Origin of the sequence: Nocardioides marinquilinus (genome assembly GCF_039543705.1) — a bacterium.
In the GTDB taxonomy this organism is placed as follows: Bacteria; Actinomycetota; Actinomycetes; order Propionibacteriales; family Nocardioidaceae; genus Nocardioides; species Nocardioides marinquilinus.
In genome coordinates this window covers 368,322-386,945 of the sequence record NZ_BAABKG010000004.1, presented here as the reverse complement: position 1 = coordinate 386,945, position 18,624 = coordinate 368,322, and the positions used below count along the sequence as shown (strand labels likewise).

Annotated in this window: 10 protein-coding genes; 3 read left to right on the top strand and 7 right to left on the bottom strand. The window is 64.6% G+C overall.

Annotated features, from left to right (window positions below; all coding sequences use genetic code 11):
• The first annotated feature begins 93 nt into the window (after positions 1–93).
• Genes ABEA04_RS17215 through ABEA04_RS17205 form a run of 3 tightly spaced genes read left to right on the top strand, consistent with a single transcriptional unit; the run spans position 94 to position 3,074 of the window.
• Positions 94–708 (top strand): ATP-binding protein, encoded by a 615-nt coding sequence (locus tag ABEA04_RS17215; RefSeq protein ID WP_345461399.1) that lies wholly within the window; start codon positions 94–96, stop codon positions 706–708.
• A gap of 59 nt (positions 709–767) precedes the next feature.
• Positions 768–2,144 (top strand): PDDEXK family nuclease, encoded by a 1,377-nt coding sequence (locus tag ABEA04_RS17210; RefSeq protein WP_345461396.1) that lies wholly within the window; start codon positions 768–770, stop codon positions 2,142–2,144.
• A 48-nt stretch (positions 2,145–2,192) separates the two neighbouring features.
• The gene (locus ABEA04_RS17205) at positions 2,193–3,074 is read left to right on the top strand and encodes an HNH endonuclease (RefSeq protein ID WP_345461393.1); all 882 of its coding nucleotides are present in this window, start codon (positions 2,193–2,195) and stop codon (positions 3,072–3,074) included.
• A gap of 5 nt (positions 3,075–3,079) precedes the next feature.
• Here ABEA04_RS17205 and ABEA04_RS17200 read toward each other — a convergent pair whose 3' ends face one another.
• From ABEA04_RS17200 to drmD, 7 genes are all read right to left on the bottom strand, one after another.
• On the bottom strand, positions 3,080–3,520 hold the full coding sequence (locus ABEA04_RS17200; RefSeq protein WP_345461390.1) for a very short patch repair endonuclease: 441 nt from the start codon (positions 3,518–3,520) through the stop codon (positions 3,080–3,082).
• 238 nt (positions 3,521–3,758) lie between these two features.
• Positions 3,759–4,877, bottom strand: coding sequence for a DNA cytosine methyltransferase (locus ABEA04_RS17195; protein WP_345461387.1), 1,119 nt, complete (start codon positions 4,875–4,877; stop codon positions 3,759–3,761).
• A gap of 36 nt (positions 4,878–4,913) precedes the next feature.
• The gene (gene drmC / locus ABEA04_RS17190) at positions 4,914–5,618 is read right to left on the bottom strand and encodes a DISARM system phospholipase D-like protein DrmC (protein WP_345461384.1); all 705 of its coding nucleotides are present in this window, start codon (positions 5,616–5,618) and stop codon (positions 4,914–4,916) included.
• A 3-nt stretch (positions 5,619–5,621) separates the two neighbouring features.
• The gene (drmB, locus tag ABEA04_RS17185) at positions 5,622–7,703 is read right to left on the bottom strand and encodes a DrmB family protein (RefSeq protein WP_345461381.1); all 2,082 of its coding nucleotides are present in this window, start codon (positions 7,701–7,703) and stop codon (positions 5,622–5,624) included.
• The gene (gene drmA / locus ABEA04_RS17180; RefSeq protein ID WP_345461378.1) at positions 7,700–11,353 is read right to left on the bottom strand and encodes a DISARM system helicase DrmA; all 3,654 of its coding nucleotides are present in this window, start codon (positions 11,351–11,353) and stop codon (positions 7,700–7,702) included. The genes drmB and drmA overlap by 4 nt, the downstream gene beginning before the upstream one ends.
• Positions 11,350–15,402, bottom strand: coding sequence for an Eco57I restriction-modification methylase domain-containing protein (locus ABEA04_RS17175; RefSeq protein ID WP_345461376.1), 4,053 nt, complete (start codon positions 15,400–15,402; stop codon positions 11,350–11,352). Before ABEA04_RS17175 ends, drmA begins: the two co-directional genes overlap by 4 nt.
• The gene (drmD, locus tag ABEA04_RS17170) at positions 15,399–18,566 is read right to left on the bottom strand and encodes a DISARM system SNF2-like helicase DrmD (protein ID WP_345461374.1); all 3,168 of its coding nucleotides are present in this window, start codon (positions 18,564–18,566) and stop codon (positions 15,399–15,401) included. The genes ABEA04_RS17175 and drmD overlap by 4 nt, the downstream gene beginning before the upstream one ends.
• Between the last annotated feature and the right edge of the window lie 58 nt (positions 18,567–18,624).

Genomic DNA, 18,624 nt, shown 5'->3' with positions numbered 1-18,624 from the left:
ATCGAGCCGAGCTCAGCCTTGGCTCGGCTCCGCTCTCTCGCGAGTGTCGCGGCACGCCCCTAGCATGGTCCGGGGGCGACACGAGGGAGCGGGATGCCTGACCACGACTACACGATGACGATCAGCCTCAATGTGCTGAACCATCTCGGGCTCAACCTGTACAGCAATGTGCCAGCCGTCCTGAGCGAGGTTGTCGCGAACAGCTACGACGCGGATGCCGAGCGAGTTGAAATCACCGTTGACCCCGGCGCGGGAACGGTCACGATCATCGACGACGGCCATGGCATGACCCGCACCGAGGTCAACGATAGGTTCCTGAACGTCGGCTACGAACGTCGCGTGGACGGTGCTGCGATCACACCAAAGCACCAACGTGCGGTCATGGGACGTAAGGGCATCGGAAAGCTGTCCCTCTTTTCGATCGCCAACACAGTCGAGGTGTACACGGCGCGCGACGGCGAGCTCAGCGCGCTTGCAATGTCCGTTCCGAAGATCCGAGAGGTCTTGGACGCTCAGAAGAAGGGCACGAGCAAGGAGCCCTATCACCCCACCCCGCTAGCCACAGATTCGATCGACTTCGAGCAAGGCACGAAGATCGTCCTGCGCGATCTCAAGAAAGGCATCGCTAACGCAGCCGCGGCGCTGCGGACCAGACTCGCTCGCCGATTTCGATTCTTGGCTCGGACAAGAAGTTCCAGCTCTTCATAGGGGGCAAGGAGGTCACCGTCGAAGACCGCAACTACTTCGGGAAGCTTCAGTACGTGTGGGTGTACGACGATGCTGCTGGCGCTACCCGCGTGACGGACCGGTGCACGAAGGCTGAGTTCACCGAGGTCCGAGGGATCCAGACACCGACCACTGACGATGACGTCGGGCCCGATGGCGAGCCACTGAGCATCACGATATCTGGGTGGATCGGCACTGCCCGAACTGCGGGCGCGCTCAAGGACAGCGATACGCGAGACAATCTCAACAAGCTCAGCTTGATTGTTCGGGGCAAGGTCGCGCACGAGGACCTCCTTGAGGAGTTCAACGAGAACGGAATCTATGCCTCGTACCTCATCGGCGAGATCCGCGCCGACGATCTCGATGTCGATGATTTGGATGACATCGCCACCAGCAGCCGTCAACACATCGTCGAAGACGACCCCCGATTCGTCCTCCTCAAGACCTGGCTTCGAGCCGAGATCACCCGAATTGGCAACCAGTGGACAGACCTTCGCAACAAGGAAGGCACGAGCGCCGCACTCGACAACCCTCTGATCAAGGAGTGGTTCTCCACCCTCAGCGGCGACACTAGGAAGAAGGCTGTCTCCCTCTTCGGCAAGATCAACCAGTTGACCATCGACAAGGAGCCGGAGCGACGTGCGCTCTTCGCCCAGGCCGTAGTCGGGTTCGAGACACTGCGATACCGCGACAACCTAGACGCGCTTGAGGCGCTAAAACCTGGCGACATTGCGGCTGCGACCTCCCTCTTCCGTGACGTGACGGACATCCAGGCAGCGCTCTATCACCAAATCGTCCAGCAGCGAATCGAGGTCATCGAGAAGCTGTTGGCGCATTTCGACGACAACGCGTTGGAGAAAGTCCTTCAAGACCATCTCTTCGAGAACCTGTGGCTTCTCGATCCTGGTTGGGAGCGCGCAACCGATCGCAAAAAGGAGGAACGCATCGCGTCCTCCTTTGCCGACATTGATGCGACGCTCAAGCAGGAGGAGCGCGATGCCCGCATGGACATTCGCTACAAGCGCACCGGCGGGATGAACGTGATCGTCGAGCTCAAACGACGAAGCGTTCAGGTCGCCGACTACCAGATCATGGAGCAGGTCCAGAAGTACAAGGACGTTGTACAGAGGCACCTCGACTCAATCGGAAGCCCGGAGGCGCTCGAAGTTGTCGTCGTAGTCGGGCGGGAGCTCAAGGGTTGGGACACCTCTCAGAACAAGACTCAATCGATCCAATCACTAGCTCAAAAGAGCATCCGCGTCGTCCAGTACGACAAGCTTCTCGCGGACGCGCAAGCTGGCTACCGCGAGTATCTGGATGCCCAGCATGATCTTGGTCGAATCCAGCGACTCCTCATGGAGCTCGCAGACGAGGTCGACACTGACAACGATGTGGGGACGGATGGACCGGCCGCCTAATGCATGAATCCCCTCCCCCGATGGGCCGCCTCTGCCATCCTGGGGCTTGTGGCTGACCTGGCTGAGGAGTTGTGCAAGCGGGAAGCCCTCATGCATGCGCTAGCCACGGAGTTCGCTCAAAGCGCTGTGTTGACCAGCAAATGGCTCGGACGCGTGGACTTCGGCTTTGGTCCCGAGCGCGTCAAGGACGTGGGCAAAGGAATCTGGAACCCGTCGTCGTACGCCGGCACGCTCACGATCGTGAGCGATCCCGACAGCGAGTACGACGACGGCGACCACGGCGATTCGCTCTACAGATACTCATACGAGAAGCGGCCGCCCGGGCAGGATCCGCGTGGGGGGTCGAATATCAAGCTCCGCGAGGCCATGCGACTTGGACTCCCGATCGTCATGCTCCGCAAGATCGCCGACGGTCGGTTCGTCCCCGTGATGCCGGTCTACGTCGTGAAGGAGGAGCCTGAGCATCGGCGGTTCGTGCTGGCGCTCGACGAGAGCCTTCGGTTCCTCCCGGATCCGGCTCATCTCACCGAGGACCAGCGCCGATATGTGGAGCGCGTCGTCCGTCAGCGCATGCACCAGCCGGAGTTCCGATCTCGCGTTCTCGGCGCATACCAGCTTAAGTGCGCTGTCTGCGACCTCAAGAAGACGCCGCTCCTCGATGCCGCGCACATCTCGGCGGACATCGCAACGGATGGACTGCCAGTCGTCAGCAACGGACTGGCACTCTGCAAGATCCACCATGCCGCGTACGACGAGTACATCCTGGGAATTTCACCCGACTACGTTGTGCATATCAAGGACGACGTGCTCACCGAGGTCGACGGTCCGATGTTTGAAGTACGGCCTGCAGCAGATGGATCGCCGACCACTCTGGGTTCCCCGGCGGGCAGCTCAGCAGCCGGACAAGGATCGCCTCGCCCAGCGCTTTGAGGCTTTCAGGAGCGCTGGGTGAGCGGTTGGCTTCTTCGTGCTGTAACAGCCTCGATCACTCGTTCGGCAACGTCCGCTGGCGGCTCGTGTTCCCAAGCTCTGAGAATCAGCCAGCCGTTCGCCTTGAGCCGCTCATCCGTATCGCGGTCGCGCTCACGATTGCGCCGAACCTTCTCAGCCCAGAACGTCTCGTTCGATCGGGAGACGGTGTGATGTTCGGGGCAGCCATGCCAGAAACACCCATCGACGAAAACAGCGATCCTCTGCCGCGGAAAGACCAGGTCGGCTCGACGGTTGAGGGAGCCGAGCGGCTTGTGGTCGACCCGGTAGCGGAGACCAGCGGCATGGACGAGGCGTCGGACGGCAATCTCGGGCTTGGTGTCGCGCCTCCGGTTGCCTTGCATCGAGCGACGTACGCCGGGCGTCGACGCCCAGCTGCCTGTCACCGCAGGCCGCCCTTCAGTCGACTTGTTCGGGCGCTGGAGCGCGGGACATCCCGAATCATGTCGTCAGGCGCACGAGCATCCAGAGGCCGTCCGCCAACTGCATCTCGAAGCGATCCCACTCTCGGTCTGCCTTCAATCTCGGACAATCTGTTGATGGCGTAATACGGCTGCCCGTCGCGGGCGAGCGCCTCGCTGTCGGGGGGCGAGTGAGCACGGAACCTGCCCATCGGCGCGTTATTCATCCTGCGACCAGTTCGACGTGGGCCTTGAGCGCAGCGCGGAAGTCGCCGCGGACTCGCAGCGTGCTTGCCTGCAGCCGCGTGAAGAAGCCGTTCGACGCTTCATACGACAACGGTACGCCGCCATGCTGATCAAGAAGGGCACCCAACGACGGGCCTCGGGAGACAGCGATGGGGCGCTCGCTCAGTGCCCACGCTTCACGAGAGCCGTCGATCGAAGCGGCTGCAGTGGGCCATCTCCCACCGGCGACGAGACGACGCCGGCTGACCTCGGCCGGTTCGCGAGGCGTGACGAGACAGGTGCCAATCCACTGCGCGACGGGGACTGAGACGGCGTTTCCGACCATCTTCCATCGAGCACCGTCCTTCGCACCGACGTTCGTCCATCCGGCGTGGAAGCCCTGGAGGCGTTCACCCGAGCGAATGCTCGGACGTGCAATTGCTTGACCTACCTCTTCCCCGACCCGCCACACAGCAGGGGGCGAGGCAATCCCGAGCTTCGACCCCCCCTTCAACGTCGGCGTGACGCCATCGCCCCAGCCGAGCCCCCGGTTGCCCTCGGTCCAGTAGAAGCCATAGGCCGAGTGACTGGCGCGTTGGCGCGGCGAACCGACCTCGTCGGCGAACAGCACACCCCTGGGGTCTTCAGATCTCGAAGCGATAAGGAAGACACGGCGCCGGCGTTGTCGAAGGCCGAAGTTCTGTGAGTCGACGGTTCGGTACGCCCAGTTCCACCCCCGCTTCTCGAACCAGTCGGCGATGAACGTCATCGCCGACCCGCCCGAGAGGTTCAACATGTTCGGGACGTTCTCAAGCACCACCCAGGTCGGCGAAGCACCTTCGATGAGCCGGAATGCCTCTCGCACGAGACCAGACTCGGACCCGTCGATCCCGGCGGTTCGGCCAACCTGGCTCAGGTCGGTGCAGGGAAAGCCAGCGGCGACGACGTCGACCTTCGGAATCGATCGAAGCTCGCAGATGTCGCCGACAACCTCGGTGTCGAAACGCTTCTTCAGGACAGCCGAGGCCGGCTCCCAGTACTCGCACAGCAAATCGGTAACGATGCCGGCACGCTGCAGGCCGAGTTCGAAGCCGCCGATGCCGGCGAAAAGACCCACTGAACGCATGCTCAAACCCCCTCGACACCAGCGTCGTCAGTAGTCAACGAGCGCGCCGTGGTCATACAGCGTCTCCATCTGCCGGACAAGGCTCTCAGCGACCTCCACGTCGTGGCTGAGCAGTCCGCATTCAAGGTTGAGTTTGGCTGCGGCGTTGGAGAAGTTGGCGCTGGTCACGAGCGCGGCGATGCGGTCTACCACGACGAGCTTCGCATGCTGAAGAGGAATATACTTCCCCACCGACTCGGGCGCGTACGCCCATACCCTCGCCCCGGCAAGCGACTTGGGAACCACTCCGCCGTTCTTCTCCTGCATACCGCGGTCGACGATGACGGTGACGGTGATCCCGCGATCGATGGCGTGCGCCAACGCCTGGACGTAGTCCGATCCGGCGCCGGCCGAATAGGTCGCCGCGTACACGGTCGCGGTCGCTCTGTTGATCAGTTCAGCGACGGCGAGCGTAGTTCGACCACCCAGTCCCGGCAAGGTCGGGGCGGTCCACACAGGCTCAGGGCCCGGTCTCCGGGGAACGGAGGCGATCCCGTCGAGGACAGCGGCGGCTAGTGCGGCACCCCCGGCCTCCTCGACCAGGGCCACGAGCAGCGACTTGACCTCGCCTCGGTTGACCTCGAAGGCACGTTGAGCCGCGAGGTGCGGGAGGCCTTGCTGGCGGAGGGCGGCTGCGATGGCTCCAGCCTCGGCGGGCGCCAGCAACTCGCCCAACCGGGCGACGGGCGACATGGATCAGGCTCCGAGGATCGGCCGCAGCAGCGCGGGTGTCGCGATGTCTAGATCGACCAGGAGGTCGAGGAGCATGCGCCGGTCGAGGAACCGGTTCGTCCGCTCGCAGCTGGTCTCACTGACGAACAGACAGAAGTGGCATGCCGCGCCGTGTAGGAAGTCCTCCTTGCCTCGGGGGCGGCGGTGGGAGCAGACCGGGTCACTGGAGCATCGCGCTCCCCGCCGGACGGCATCGTGAACGAGGGGTTCAAGCCGCTCCGGCCTCGACAAGTCGACCAGTCCGCCCAGGGTTCCTTCACTGTCGGACGCGGTTGTTGTGATGAGCAGCCCCGCCGCAGGTGGCCGCTCGCCGTCCTCGCGCCATGCATAGATGCGCTCGGTGAGACTGGCCGAGCCGTAGCCACTCGACATAGCCGCCTCGCGGATGAGCAGGTGGGACAGAGTGTGGAGGGCCCAGTACCGCGGCGCGGGGAATCGGCTGTCAGGATCGATGCTGTCTGCCGTCTTGCTGGTCCGTCGCTTGAAGTTGAGCTCGTGGGCACGCCGGTAGGTCTCCCAGACGTCGCGCTCGAGGATGCTCGCCTCCCAGGCGGCGACTGCCTCCTCGTGGAATTGCAGGAAGAACCCCTCCCCACGGTCCTCGGTGGCTGGGACCCATGTCGGTCGGCCGTCGCGGCTCAGGGGCGCGACGCGGCTCTTGCTGTCGTCGATGCGGTCGAGTGCGTCGATGCGAGTGAAGCCGAGGAACGCATTGACCTTCTTGAGCTTCTCGACCGCAACGACCTCCCGCACGATCGGCTTCAGGGTCGCAGGGGTATTCCGGCGGACGGCGCGGAAGTCCGCTGCACCCGAGTGCTTCGTGTACTTCTCCTCATCGGTGAGTACCAGCCATTCGGGAATCAAGATGTCGGTCGGGTCAGTGCTCGCCGCGGCCGTCGGAGGCGGGGCACCAGCGCCCTTGAGCGCCTGAATCGCTTCCCACAGGACGTCGTCGGTGGCGTTCCCGAACAGGTCGCTCTGCGTGACGCTGCCAGCCCATCCGCGAAATCCAGCGAGCGCGTCCCTCCCGGTTGCCGCGGCGAGGACCTCGGGCGGCAGCGATTGGAGAACTGGGAGCAGATCGGCCACGGTGGCCACCTCCTCGCGAGGAAGCGCGAGAAGACCGACCGTGGAGGCGAACCACTGGTTGGCCGCACCAAGCATCATCAGCTTGCCCGGCTGGTCGCACTGGTAGAACGCGTCGAGATGTGGATGCCGGCCGCGACACCGAGGCAACTTGTCGGCTGCCTTCGGCCCAGTGGCCTCCAGCATGCCGCGCCGCGCATCGCAAGACAGACAGATGATCTGAACATCCGGGCCGAGGTTGCTCTTCCACTCCCGCATCCGGAGTTGCGGGACCTTGGCGTTCGGGCAGGAGCCACCACGGTGGACCCAGGCGGCGTACGGGAACTCGTCGAGGTGCCCGTTGATGCAAGCGATCAGGTAGCGCGCGGGCACTGCGGCCTGATCACGTCCCTTCCTTGTCTTCGACTTGCCTGTGCCGGGGCTCCAGCCCTTGCAGTCCTTATGGACGAACGTCGCCTGGTCGGGTCGGTACCTGAGAACGTTCTTGAACTCGAAGATCGGGTGGCTCACCGGAGCGAGCAGGTTGCACCCGGTGCAGCGAAGCCACTGCGGGAAGATGCGCGCCGGGATCCCGAGGTCGATCGTCTCGACACCGAACCCGCCCGGCGCTTCGGGCGCCCAGGGCGCCTTGCGCAGCTGGGTGACCTGGTCGCCGAGGTATGCCTGGACCAGATCGAGGAGTCGAGGCTCGACGATGACGTCCGCGCCGCCGGCTCGGCGGTCGTAATAGCGCTGCCAGGCGTCCAGGCCATGTGGCATCACGGACAGGTGGGGCAGATCGACAGTGGCTCCGACGCCCGAGGTGTAGAGCAGCGCCGACGGCCGGACGGAACCGACCTTGCTGCGGTTCTTGGTGACATTGGCCTCGATGTCGGCGATGGGATCAAATTCGGCGAGACCGATCGTCACGGGCGCGAGACCCTGATCGGCGGCGCCGGCGTCAAGAGATGTCTCGCTCATGCGTCATCTCCCGTCGGGAAGTCCCAGTCTGGAGCTGTGGCCGGCGCTTTGAACGCGAGATTGGCTGGGGCGGGGCTGACCAGGAGGTTGAACTCCGGCTGCACCTCGCGCATGGAGTTGGCTACGACGAACACGTGATCGGCCGGTGTCGGCAAGGTCGTCTCGGGGCTGATCAGAAGCGGCCACTCGACATGGCCCTTCCGCGGACGCTCGTAGACGAGCGCGCCGCCGTACTCCTTGGCCTTGTCGTACCACCGGTCAACGCGTTGGAGCAGCTTCTGGCGCATCCGCTCAAGCGTCTGGGAATCAGGTGCCGCGGGGGCTGCGCGTGCGATCAACCTGTCGATGAGCTTCTGGGCTGCGGGAAGCTTGCTGAGGACCTCACCGGCACCATCCGCCGGCGACAGTGACGCGGGCAGTCCTTCGTCCGCAACCCGTATCGCGCTGACCAGCATGCCCATCAATCCGCGCTCCATGGCGGTGTCTGAGAACGGCGTGACGCTCAAGGCTTCGACCTGGGCGTAGAACGTCTCGTGGTAGTGCCGGAACGACTCGAAGTGGGACATGTCGCGAGGGCGCGACCAGTTCGCCAACGACACCACGAGGCCAGGTTTGCAGGCATCGCGGCCGACGCGAGAGGACGCCTGGATGTATTCGGCAGTGTTCTTCGGTTGGCCCACGACCAGCATCAGGCCAAGCCGTGGAACGTCGACCCCGACCTGGAGCATCGACGTCGCGAGTACGACGTCGTAGGGGCGCGGCAGGGACTTCGGTGGTGCCTGCTTGGCCTCGATCGCCACTTGGTATGCCTTTCCGTAGGCCGCCTTCCCCCGGGTGGTCCAGCGCTCGCCGAAGGGCACCGCGAGTTGGTCGAGCGTCCTGGCGATCTCCTCCGCCGAGATCCGGGCAGTGAGCTCACCGATCGACAGCCGGGTCCAGTCGGTTGTACGGCGGGGGAACGGCTCGGTGTTGCCGGCGACGCGGGTCGTCACATCGTCGTCGAGGTAGCGCCGCATGCCTGCCAGCTCACGGGTCGCGGAGAAGTAGCCGACCGTCGTCATGTACGGATCCGCGGCGTCGCCGTGTTCATCGAGAAGCTTCTGGCCAGCGAGGAGAAGCACCTCGGACATACGGATCTCGGCCAGCGTCAGACGGATGCCGTGGGCACAGACACCGAGATACTTGCGCCCCGGATCCTCCTCCGACACCTCCTTCTCCTTGGAGAAGAACGTGTCGCGCACGTCGAGCACCTGGGGCGGGAACACCGCTACCCCACGTCCATAGAGCGCGGTGACCTGGTTGAGGGCGTTCCGCACTGTCGCCGTGGATGCAACCACAAGGGCGCGGACAGTCGTACCGCCTTGCTCGTAGGAGGAGAGCACGTCCACGGCGTTCTCGAAGACGCCGACAGCCGTCCCGAGCGCACCCGTGATCAAGTGCAGCTCGTCCTGGATGATCAGGTCCGGCGGCCGCAGGCGGCCGACCTTCGCGACGTTGGCTCGGGGGTAGGTCTTGCCGCCCTCGCTCTTCTGGTTGTGGGACTTGCCGGTGCAGCTTCCTCGTGAGTCGGGGTGCCGGTACCCGTGGCGGGGGCAACGTTCAGAGACGTAGCCGAAGAGGCTGGCTGCTTCACCCTCACGGGCGAGGCGGGCGAACTTGTCGACGGTCGCGAGGAGGAACGTGGGCGGGTTGCGGTAGAGCTCGTCGTCGACGGTCGTGATCGGCAGTGGCCCGGCGTCACCGTCGAGCGAGAACGGGCAGTGACCCTTGCGGTCACCACAGCGAACCTCGATCCGCTCGGTGGCTCCGACGGTGTGCAGGTCGCGCTTCGGGTCGATCTTGGAGCCGCACCATGGACAGCGCTGAAGTTGGAGCACCGTCAGCCCGTGCGTCTTGCCGGTGTCTTGTCGAGCGTTCTCGACCTGCTGCTTCGCGTCGGTGTAGCGCTTGGGGCTGACCGCTGAGCCCACCCACAGGCCGATGCTGAACGGGCGCTCGCCCCAAGTGGTGGGATCGGCCTGACGCATCAGCTCCGCTGCGCAGACGAGCGCGGCGGCGCGTTGGAACTGTTGGGAGGTGAGAAGCCGGAGCGTGTAGCGCATGAGGACCGCGACGCCGTCGCCACCGTCCAGTGGTCCGTCGTCGGTCTCGATGACGCCCTGGAGGCGGCGGATCGCGAAGGTGAAGGCCGCCAGCCCGAGGTATGCCTCGGTCTTGCCGCCACCAGTGGGGAAGAACAGCAGCTCGACGTTGGCGGCAGGACCGCTGCGGAAGCCGTCGGTCGGATCGCTGAGCGCTGGCGTTTGGAGCAGGATGAACGCGAGCTGGAACGGCCGCCACGACGCTGCGGCGTCGCCAGCCTTCTCCACTTCGGCGACGGCGTCCTCGATCGACAAGGTCGCTCGCTCCGAGCGCTTGGCGGCGACCTGGGAACGCATTCGCTGGTCTCGCATCGTGCGATTCATGAAGCGGAACGCCTCGAGCGCTTGGGAGTTCGTCTTGAGGAGCTTGAGGCCGGACTCGAGCCGGGTGACGACCAGCCGCGCTTCGGCGATCGCCTCATCAGCGATCTCGGTCAGGTGGCTGGGCAAATGCTCAGCGAGCGCAGACTGTTTGTCGAGCCATTCACGGTAGCCGTCGACGAGCGGGATGAACGCGTCATCTACGCCTGCCGGATCAAGATCCATGAGCACCCGCATAGCCGTCTCGGCCTTCCCAGCACTGCCCGCAACGGTCTGCGGAACGTCTGCTGTCGGCAGCCACGTCGTCTCGACAGAGGTGGCACGCCGCAGGGACTCACCGTCGGCATCGAATCCTTCGCTCCAGGTCACCGATGTGGTGCGGCCGATGGCGAACTCAAGGCGATGCCGGTACTGCAGGTCGAGGCGCTGACGCTCCGGGTCGAGCTCGTCGTAGCCGTCGGCAAGGACGTCGCGGGTCGGCAGGAACACCGCTTCGCCGCTGTTGGCTTCGACCCTCAACTTGGTCTGGAGGAGCCAGTCTCCCGGCGGCGCGTCCATCGCCGTGACCCGGTCGTTTGAAAGCGCTAGTTCGACGATCGTGCGATCCACGCGTGGGTAGAGCTCGACGCGCACCGTGACGTCTGAATCCAAGGTGATCGGCGGGAGGACGACGTGCTCCGCGTGGTCGCGTACATCGATCTCAACGGTGCGCTCGAAGGGGATCCGTCGGGAGAACTGGATCTTGCGACCATCCTCGTTCTCCTGACGGAACGACTCATACCGCCCCCACGAGGCAGTCACACTGAGGACTCCGCATTCGCGCGGAACCTGGAATCGGAGCCCCATCGATGATGGGTGCGTCAGCGCGCCCTTCGCGCCCTCATCTCGGTCCTCGTCCTCTTCGGCCGGGTCCTCATCCGTCGGCACCGGGACGCCCGACTGGCCGTTGGTGATGGGATCGAGATCGCTGACAGCGAGTCCGGTCTCGGCAGGATCTGCGCCCTCGTCGCCAACGACCCGGACCTCAAGCGTGGGGTCAACTGTGACCGGCGCCAACGCGCCAACCATGTACGCCGCCCGTGGCGTCCCCTTGATCTCCTCCTCCGAGCCATTGCGTGGACCAAGAAGTTCCTGCTCGATCAGCGCCACGAGGTCGGCGCGGACGGGGGTTGATGCGCTGACGGTCATGCGAAGAGTGTGTCCTGTTCCCGCGAGGGTCCCTGGTCAGGGACCTCCTGTCCCTCTTCACGTGCGCGCTCGTGATTCAACTCAAGCAGACGGTCGAGGATCTCGACGCGAGCCGCCGGTGAAACCGTCCACCGCTCCATCTCGCGGTAGGTATGGAAGCCATGGTCGAGCTCGACATCCTCCCAGCCGTACGCCTGCATGACCGCCTCATCGAGCTCGACGTGGAGGGTTCGCATACGCGCGATTTCGTGCTCGGCGACGTGCGGATCGTTGATCAGGTTGTAGATGGCCGTCAGTCCAACGCCACGACGCAACAACGCCTTGGCTCGCAGTTCATGCAACGACGACCCAACGACGGAAAGGCTATCTATGTCTGCCGGAAAGGCAAAGGTTTCAAGGACGTCCGACGGCGTGTACCGAATGGTCGCACCGAGAGTTGAGGAGTAGGTCATTACCCACACCTGGTGAACTGAAGAGCTTAGAAGCGCGAAAACGCCGCGGGAGGAGGTTGGAAACACAACACATGAATCGGCGATTACCTGTCGCGACGACACAATCGTCGGCAAGAAGATCTTACTGACGCGAGGCATGACAACTGCCTCATCGACATGAGCGAGCTCGCGATAAAGAGCGGGCCGCTTGTCTGCGTACTGCCAGTAGCGGTCCGGGAGCGGACGCCGCAAGACAAAGGAGCCGTCTGGCTTAGTCCGCTGTCGCTCCGGCCTAACCGCCTTCTCGATAATATCGAAGACGCCGAACTGGCGCGCCTTTTCGACGGGCCAATCGTGAAAGTTGATGACCCAGCGCGAAGCGGAGGAGTCCGGACGCGTCACCAGATCGTCAGCACCAAGGTACGGCTGCACGACGACCGCATCGCCAGCCCCTGTCGACAGCGCCTTCGCTGCGTCTTCAGCGCTCAGAATGAATCCCTTTCCCAAAACGTACGACCCGACAAACGCACGCCCGGCGCTACTTGCCAGCGCAAGAGGATCTCCCGATACTCTGCGCGCCGGTTCGAGAAGGCTAGAGATCGCTGGCACGACTTCGCCATCAAGCCAGCGCCCGACGGAACCACCTATTGGGCCGTTGAACATCCAAAGGCCGGCATAAATCAAGGTGGCCGATGATGAGGGCCACGGCGCACTCCTAATCGCACGCGCGAGCGTGAAACCATTTCGAAGCAACACGTCAAGGCCAGCTTCGCGGGTGTCGCCCTGGGCCACCGTATTCGTGCAGATGAGCCCGACTGCCGCCCGGTCCCGTAGAAGAACGGCAGCTCGCCGTAGAAAGTGAGAGACCAAGTCGGCTCCGCCAGGCGCACCCGGGCTGGTGGCGGTCGTTAGCCAGTCACGCAGATTCGCGCCAAGCGCTCCGCCCAGCTTCTTCCCGCCGAGAAATGGAGGATTGCCAACTACAGCATCAAAGCCGCCGTGTTCGACGATGACATCCGGGGCCTCAATGACCCAGTGGATCGGCTCCCACCGCTCGTAATCAGTCTCGACGGTCGGTCTCAGCCCCACCTGAAGCCGCTCCAACAGTTTCGTCGCGTTGCCGTCACTCCCAGCAGCCGGAAACGCCTCTTGCAACTGCCATGACAGCGTCTTGAACGCATCGTCAAGCTGCCGGCCGGGCTTCCCTCCCAGCGGGAGGCCAGCAGCGATGATGCCGTCAGCAATCAGCCGCAGCTCAGCCGTCACCCCATGGAGCTGCGCCAAGAGTCGCGACTTGGCTCGCGAGGACCGCATCGGGTCGCGCTCCTCGACTGGGCTCGCCAGTTCGTGCCGGAGCTGAGTCGCCGAGGCGATCCGGGCATCGATGTCCACCAGGAGCTGCTGTTGCATGCGTGATGGCTTGGGATACAAGTGGAGGTATCGGAGTTGCTCAAGCGAGGTCAGCCCGAGTAATGAGTTCCCGCAGAAGACCTTGTCGTCCACGAACGAGAACGGCTTGGTCTTGTCCATCGAGACCAACCAGAGCGACAGCTTGCACATCTCGACCGCCATCGGGTTGATGTCAGCGCCGTAGAGACAGCGGGCAATCACCTCTCTCATCGCGCGGCGGCGGAGTTCCTCGGCGTCACCCGAAGCAGGCTCATCCAGCATGCCTTCAGCGATCCAGGCCTCGACGAGACGTTCTGAGAGATATCGGCCTGCCGCTACGAGGAACGCGCCGGACCCGGCTGCGATGTCGGCGACTTTGAGGTCGAGGATGGCCGCGGCGGACTTGAGCCGCCACTCCTTCTCGTCGTTGGTCTGCAGCGGTCCCGGCTCGTAGACGAGAGGCTGAAGGGCGTGGAGGACGACCTCCTCGGCCAGTGACCGAGGCGTGTAGTGGGCGCCTGCGTTCTTGCGCGAGGGCGTCTCGACCACAACGAGGCCGCCGACGGGGAACACCAGCGGGATGTTGCGCAGGTCGCGGCGGATCAGATTGCCCCAGCTCACCAAGGTGTCCAGCAGTTCGGTGCCTCCGTCGGCCACTGGCGTCAGTAGCCGCACGAGCTCACCGCGCTCCTCGCCGTTCGGCTCCTTCTCGACGAGCTTGGCCAATGCTGCGGCGGTCTTGCCGGTTGCGGCTGGCTGGTGCTCCTTGACCCAGACGGTCAGCGCGGTAGTGAACTTCTTGGAGTCGCCACCGTGCTCGTCGTAGAGGTCGTTGATGGTGCGGAGCGGAATCTCCGGCTCTGCACCGTCCTTGCCGACGAGTCCGAGGATGATGTCGTCGGTCACCTCGGCACAGGAGTAGCCGAGGAGGCCCTCGTAGATGTAGCCGATCTGCTCGACGTCGATCTCGCGGAAGGAGATCCGGCGTCGTTCACCCTTGGCGACGACGGTCTGGACCGACTCGAGCACGTGAAGCATGACGCGGTCGGAGACCTTAAGGCGGAGTCCGCGGGCGTCAGTGGCGTGGAGCCATGGAAAGCGGTCCGGGTCCAGGAGCGATCCGCCGTAGGCAGGCATGCGCATCTCGTCGTAGTTGACTCCCCCGTGCAGCGCTTTGCTGACGGCAAGGAGTCGGTGCCACGCATCGAACGTCTCGTCGAGGTGCTCCTCTCCCCCTGCTGCCTGGGCGCGGAGGCCGTCGAGAAGGTCTCTGATGGCGTACGAGTCCCAATAGAGCTGCTCGGTCGGGAGCATGTCGCGTTCCTCGGCGAAGAGCAGGAACACGATCCGCATCATCACCGTGACGGCGGCTTGATAGATGTCGTCGGGCTTCTCGGTGAGCGGATCGGGGTCACCGGCCTTAGCCGCCTCCAGCCGAGCCTCGGAGAAAGCCTGGACCAGCAGTTCTACGGAGCGGCGGACCTGGGTTCCCAGAGCCTCGGTGATCTCCTCCGCCTCGAGCTCGCTCCGCTTGAAGAGTCGGGTCAGACGCTGTTCGGCGTCGGAGGCGCGGAAGCGACGCTGGTCGATCAAGGTGAAGAAGGCGTCGCGCAGCAGGGGCTCCTCGGCCCACGTCAGCGCGTTCACCATGCCCGAACCCGTCGGCTTGCCTTCCTTCGCCCAGACCAACGCCCACCACTGGCCATCGGTGACGATGCCGACCTCGACCGCTGCCTTGCGCAGCAACATCGCGAGACGGTCGATGTCGTTGGCCGCCCATCCGTCGAGGCCGGCGTCGCGCAGCCCGGACGTCGGCTCGCAGATCAGGAGTAGCGCCACGGGGTTGCCGTCCCTGCCCTGGAGCGCGCCAGTCGCTGTCACCGTGATCTGTTCGCCCGGCGATCGAACCGTCACATCCGAGTCGGTGCGCAAGCCGTCCCACTCGGCGATGTCGTCGAGGACCACGTCGATCCAGGCCCGGCGTACCGCGTCATAGGTGCTCTTCGACTCGGGAGTCTTGGGTTGCTCGACGTACCGGTCGAAGGCTCGCTGCCACTGGGCGTAGGCCTGCTTGAACGTGACCAAGCGGTCGTCGGTGTCGCCAAGGCGATCCACCCCGTTCGGCCACATGTCCTTGAGCACGGGATAGGCGAGGAACGGCCCGTCGACGTCGACCTGGGCGAGCCAGTCACTGTGGACATCGGAGCTCTTGCTCGTGCGCTTCCTCATCGAATCGCCAATCCGTTCACCAAGTCGCGCGGTGCGAGGGCGAAGATCACTGCTGCGGGGAACTCCCAGGGACGGACGTCGTCGTAGCGGGCCTCGACGCCAGCGAGCTCGCGCTCCCGCTCCTCGTCCAGCGCGTCGATGCGGCGCCGGATCTCTCGAAGGTCGCGTTCACTCTGGCGACGCTCGTCGTCGAAGAGGCCGAGCTGGGGGTCGCCTTCGAGCGCTTCCGCCTCCCGGAGCGCGTCACGCAGGGTCTGCTCGAACCTGTCGAAGATCTCGTCCACTCGGGACCGATCTGCTTCCTTGCGTTCGGCGAGGTGGCCTTCGACCTCCCTCCGGCGCCGCTGGGCGCGGTCCTCGACCGCGTGTTGGACACGGGCACGGAGTCCATGGTCTCCAGCGGTGTTCCAGGCGGCCGCGATCTGCGCCGCGATCTGCGCCGGAACAGTCTCGAGATCTGCGTAGTCGAGTGCCGACTCCAAGAGCTCCTCCGCACGCTGTTCGCCCACCGCTTGCCGGCGGGCGAGCCGGGTACCTGCTAGGAACACCTCCTCATGGAGACGCAGGCCGGCGCGACCGACCAGAACGAGTCGAGTCACCGCGACGGCGTACGACTCCTCAAGCCCAGGGACGACCGTGGCGCTAACCCGCTCCAAAGAGCGGTCACCGCCCCACAGCGCTGAGCGGAGCCTTCGAGTTGCACGCTGGAGAAGCGGCGATCCGAGGTGCATGTAGACGACGTTCGGATCCTGGGTCAGCGCCTTGGGATCGAACGCGATCGGCCGTGGCTTGTTCTGATCGAGCCGTGTGTAAAGGCCCCGCGTGACCTGCTCCCAGGAGTTGTCGAGGTTCGGCAGCTGGAACACGGGCACGTCGGTGTCTTCGGAACCGACCAATTCGAGAGGTGGGAGGTGGTTGAGCTCAAACGCAGTCTCGACAACGCGCTGCAGGTTCTCAGGACGAAGGTGGAGCCGCTCACGACTGTCGGCGAGGTTCTGCTCCAGGCGGGCCAACTCGGCGTTGAGCACCTTCTCGCCGCTCATCATGCCGGCGATCGGGTCCTTCTCCGCCTTCGCGCGGCGGCTCTTGATCACGTCGCTGCCGAACTGGCGCTGCAGATCGGGGGCGATGATCTCGTTCGCCGAGCCCAGGTCTCGCATGATCTGGTCGATCTTGAGCGCGACTCGCGCGAGCAGATCCACGTCCTTGCTGAGGGCCGTGTCCCCTCCGATGACCGGCGCGAAGTGGCGAATGTCAGGGGCTTCGGTCTGCCCATACCGGTCTACGCGGCCGATCCGCTGCTCGAGGCGGTTCGGGTTGAACGGAATGTCGAAGTTGATGAGTCGGTGGCAGTGGTTCTGGAGGTCGATCCCCTCTCCTGCCGCGTCGGTCGCCAGCAGGATCCGGACGGGGGTCTTGGCCGGGCTCTCGTTGAATCGAGCGCGGATGAGTTCACGGGTCTCAGCATCTGTGCTGCCTTCGATGATCTCGATGCGCTCGTCTTCGAAGCCCTGTTGGCGGAGGATGTCACGGATCCAGCGGAGAGTGTCGACGTACTCCGTGAAGACCACCAGGCGCTCGTTGTTCCAGTCGCCATGCGAACGAAGGGTGCCCTCGATGTAGGAGAGCAATGCTTCGAGCCGGGAGTCGGGTCGGCCTTCGAAGCGGTGACCCCAGTCGCTGAGCCAGTCGAGGTCCTCGACGTCGGCGTCCGTGAGCGGCGGCAACGAGCTCCTTGCTTCGCGGAGGGCCTCTAGCTCAGGCTGGTCGGTCTTACCCTCCTCAAGCTCGTCCGCGTCCGGGCCAAAGATCTCGTCGTAATCGAGGTCGAAGTCGACGTCCAGCCCTCTGGTCCGGGTGTCGCGGTAGACGTCGACGGTCCGGGCGAACGCCACCGGTGACGAGAAGAAGCGCTTCTTCAACAGCAGCGTCGCCATGTCGCGGGCCGACCTGCTCCCGCCGCCTTCCGCGACCGCCTTGTCGCGCCGCTGGGTGAAGGCGAGCAGTCGGTCATAGGCCGTCGACTCATCGGCGGTCGGGGTGTAGGGCAGCTGGCTGACCTTGCGGTCGACGAAGCCCTTCGCCTCCTTAAGGTCTCGTTTGAGGCGGCGGACTGCGACCTCTTCAAGGGCAGCCGGGTCGATCTTGTTGCCACGGACGAAGCGCTGCGGATCGATCATCTCAAGCAGCGCCGTGAAGGACTCCGTGTAACCGTTGTGCGGCGTAGCGCTGAGGAAGAGGCGGTGTTCGGAGCGCTCGGCGATCTCGCGAATGGCCCGGGTGCGCTGCGAGTCGACCGCATAGCCACGACGCTCTTGTCCCACCTTGTCAGTGCGCACGGGACTGCTCGGGGCAACGTGGTGTGCCTCGTCGACGACGAGGATGTCGAAGGCGAATCGGTGGATGCTGCCGGCGAACGCGTCGCGCAGCTGGCGCTGGGCACGCTGTCCCGGCAGCCAGGCCATCGAGACGATGATCCGTGGGAAGAGAGTGAACGGGTTCGCGTGTACTCCGTGGGATCGGCGTACATCCTTCATCGTGTCCGAGTTGACGACGGTGAAGTCGAGGCCGAACTTCTCCTGCATCTCGTCCTGCCATTTGAAGACCAGACCTGCCGGGCAGATCACGATCACTGTGCGTGCCCGGTGACGCAGGAGGAGCTCCTGAGTCACCAGGCCCGCCTCGATGGTCTTGCCCAGACCGACGTCGTCGGCCAGCAAGAGATTCGCACGAGGGCTGGCCAGGGCTCGCTTGAGCGGCGTGAGCTGGTACGGCTCGACGTTGGCGCCGCTGCGGAAAGGGGCTTGGACGGTGCCGTCGTCAGCGCTGGTGATCGCACCCCAGCGCAAGGCGTCGACGAAGGCTGCGAGTCGGTTCGGGTCGTCGAACTTGTCGGGGTCGATAACCTCGGGGAGCCCACGATGCGCTAGCGCACTCCTTCCTTGCTCGAGTTCCCATACGACTCGCAACTCGTGCCCGAGGCGGTCCTCCTGCACGGACTGGAGGGTGACAGCGTGCTGAAGCTGCGTGGCGGCGTCGTCAGCGGTGCTCCTACCGAGGCCCTGCTGCTGCACGTCGACAACCGCCCAGTTGGCTCCGCGCACGGTCACGATCTGTCCGACCTCGGGCACGGCGGCGGCGCGCGGAACCACAACTTCTGTCACATCCGTAGACCTTAGTGACGACCCCCGACGGATATGGCCGTTTGGGCGAGACGCGCAC

Bases quoted from the DNA above. Each gene is read 5' to 3' on its own strand.
- drmC (WP_345461384.1), bottom strand. From the start codon at position 5,618: ATGTCGCCCGTCGCCCGGTTGGGCGAGTTGCTGGCGCCCGCCGAGGCT.
- ABEA04_RS17175 (WP_345461376.1), bottom strand. From the start codon at position 15,402: ATGAGGAAGCGCACGAGCAAGAGCTCCGATGTCCACAGTGACTGGCTC.
- ABEA04_RS17215 (WP_345461399.1), top strand. From the start codon at position 94: ATGCCTGACCACGACTACACGATGACGATCAGCCTCAATGTGCTGAAC.
- drmA (WP_345461378.1), bottom strand. From the start codon at position 11,353: ATGACCGTCAGCGCATCAACCCCCGTCCGCGCCGACCTCGTGGCGCTG.
- drmB (WP_345461381.1), bottom strand. From the start codon at position 7,703: ATGAGCGAGACATCTCTTGACGCCGGCGCCGCCGATCAGGGTCTCGCG.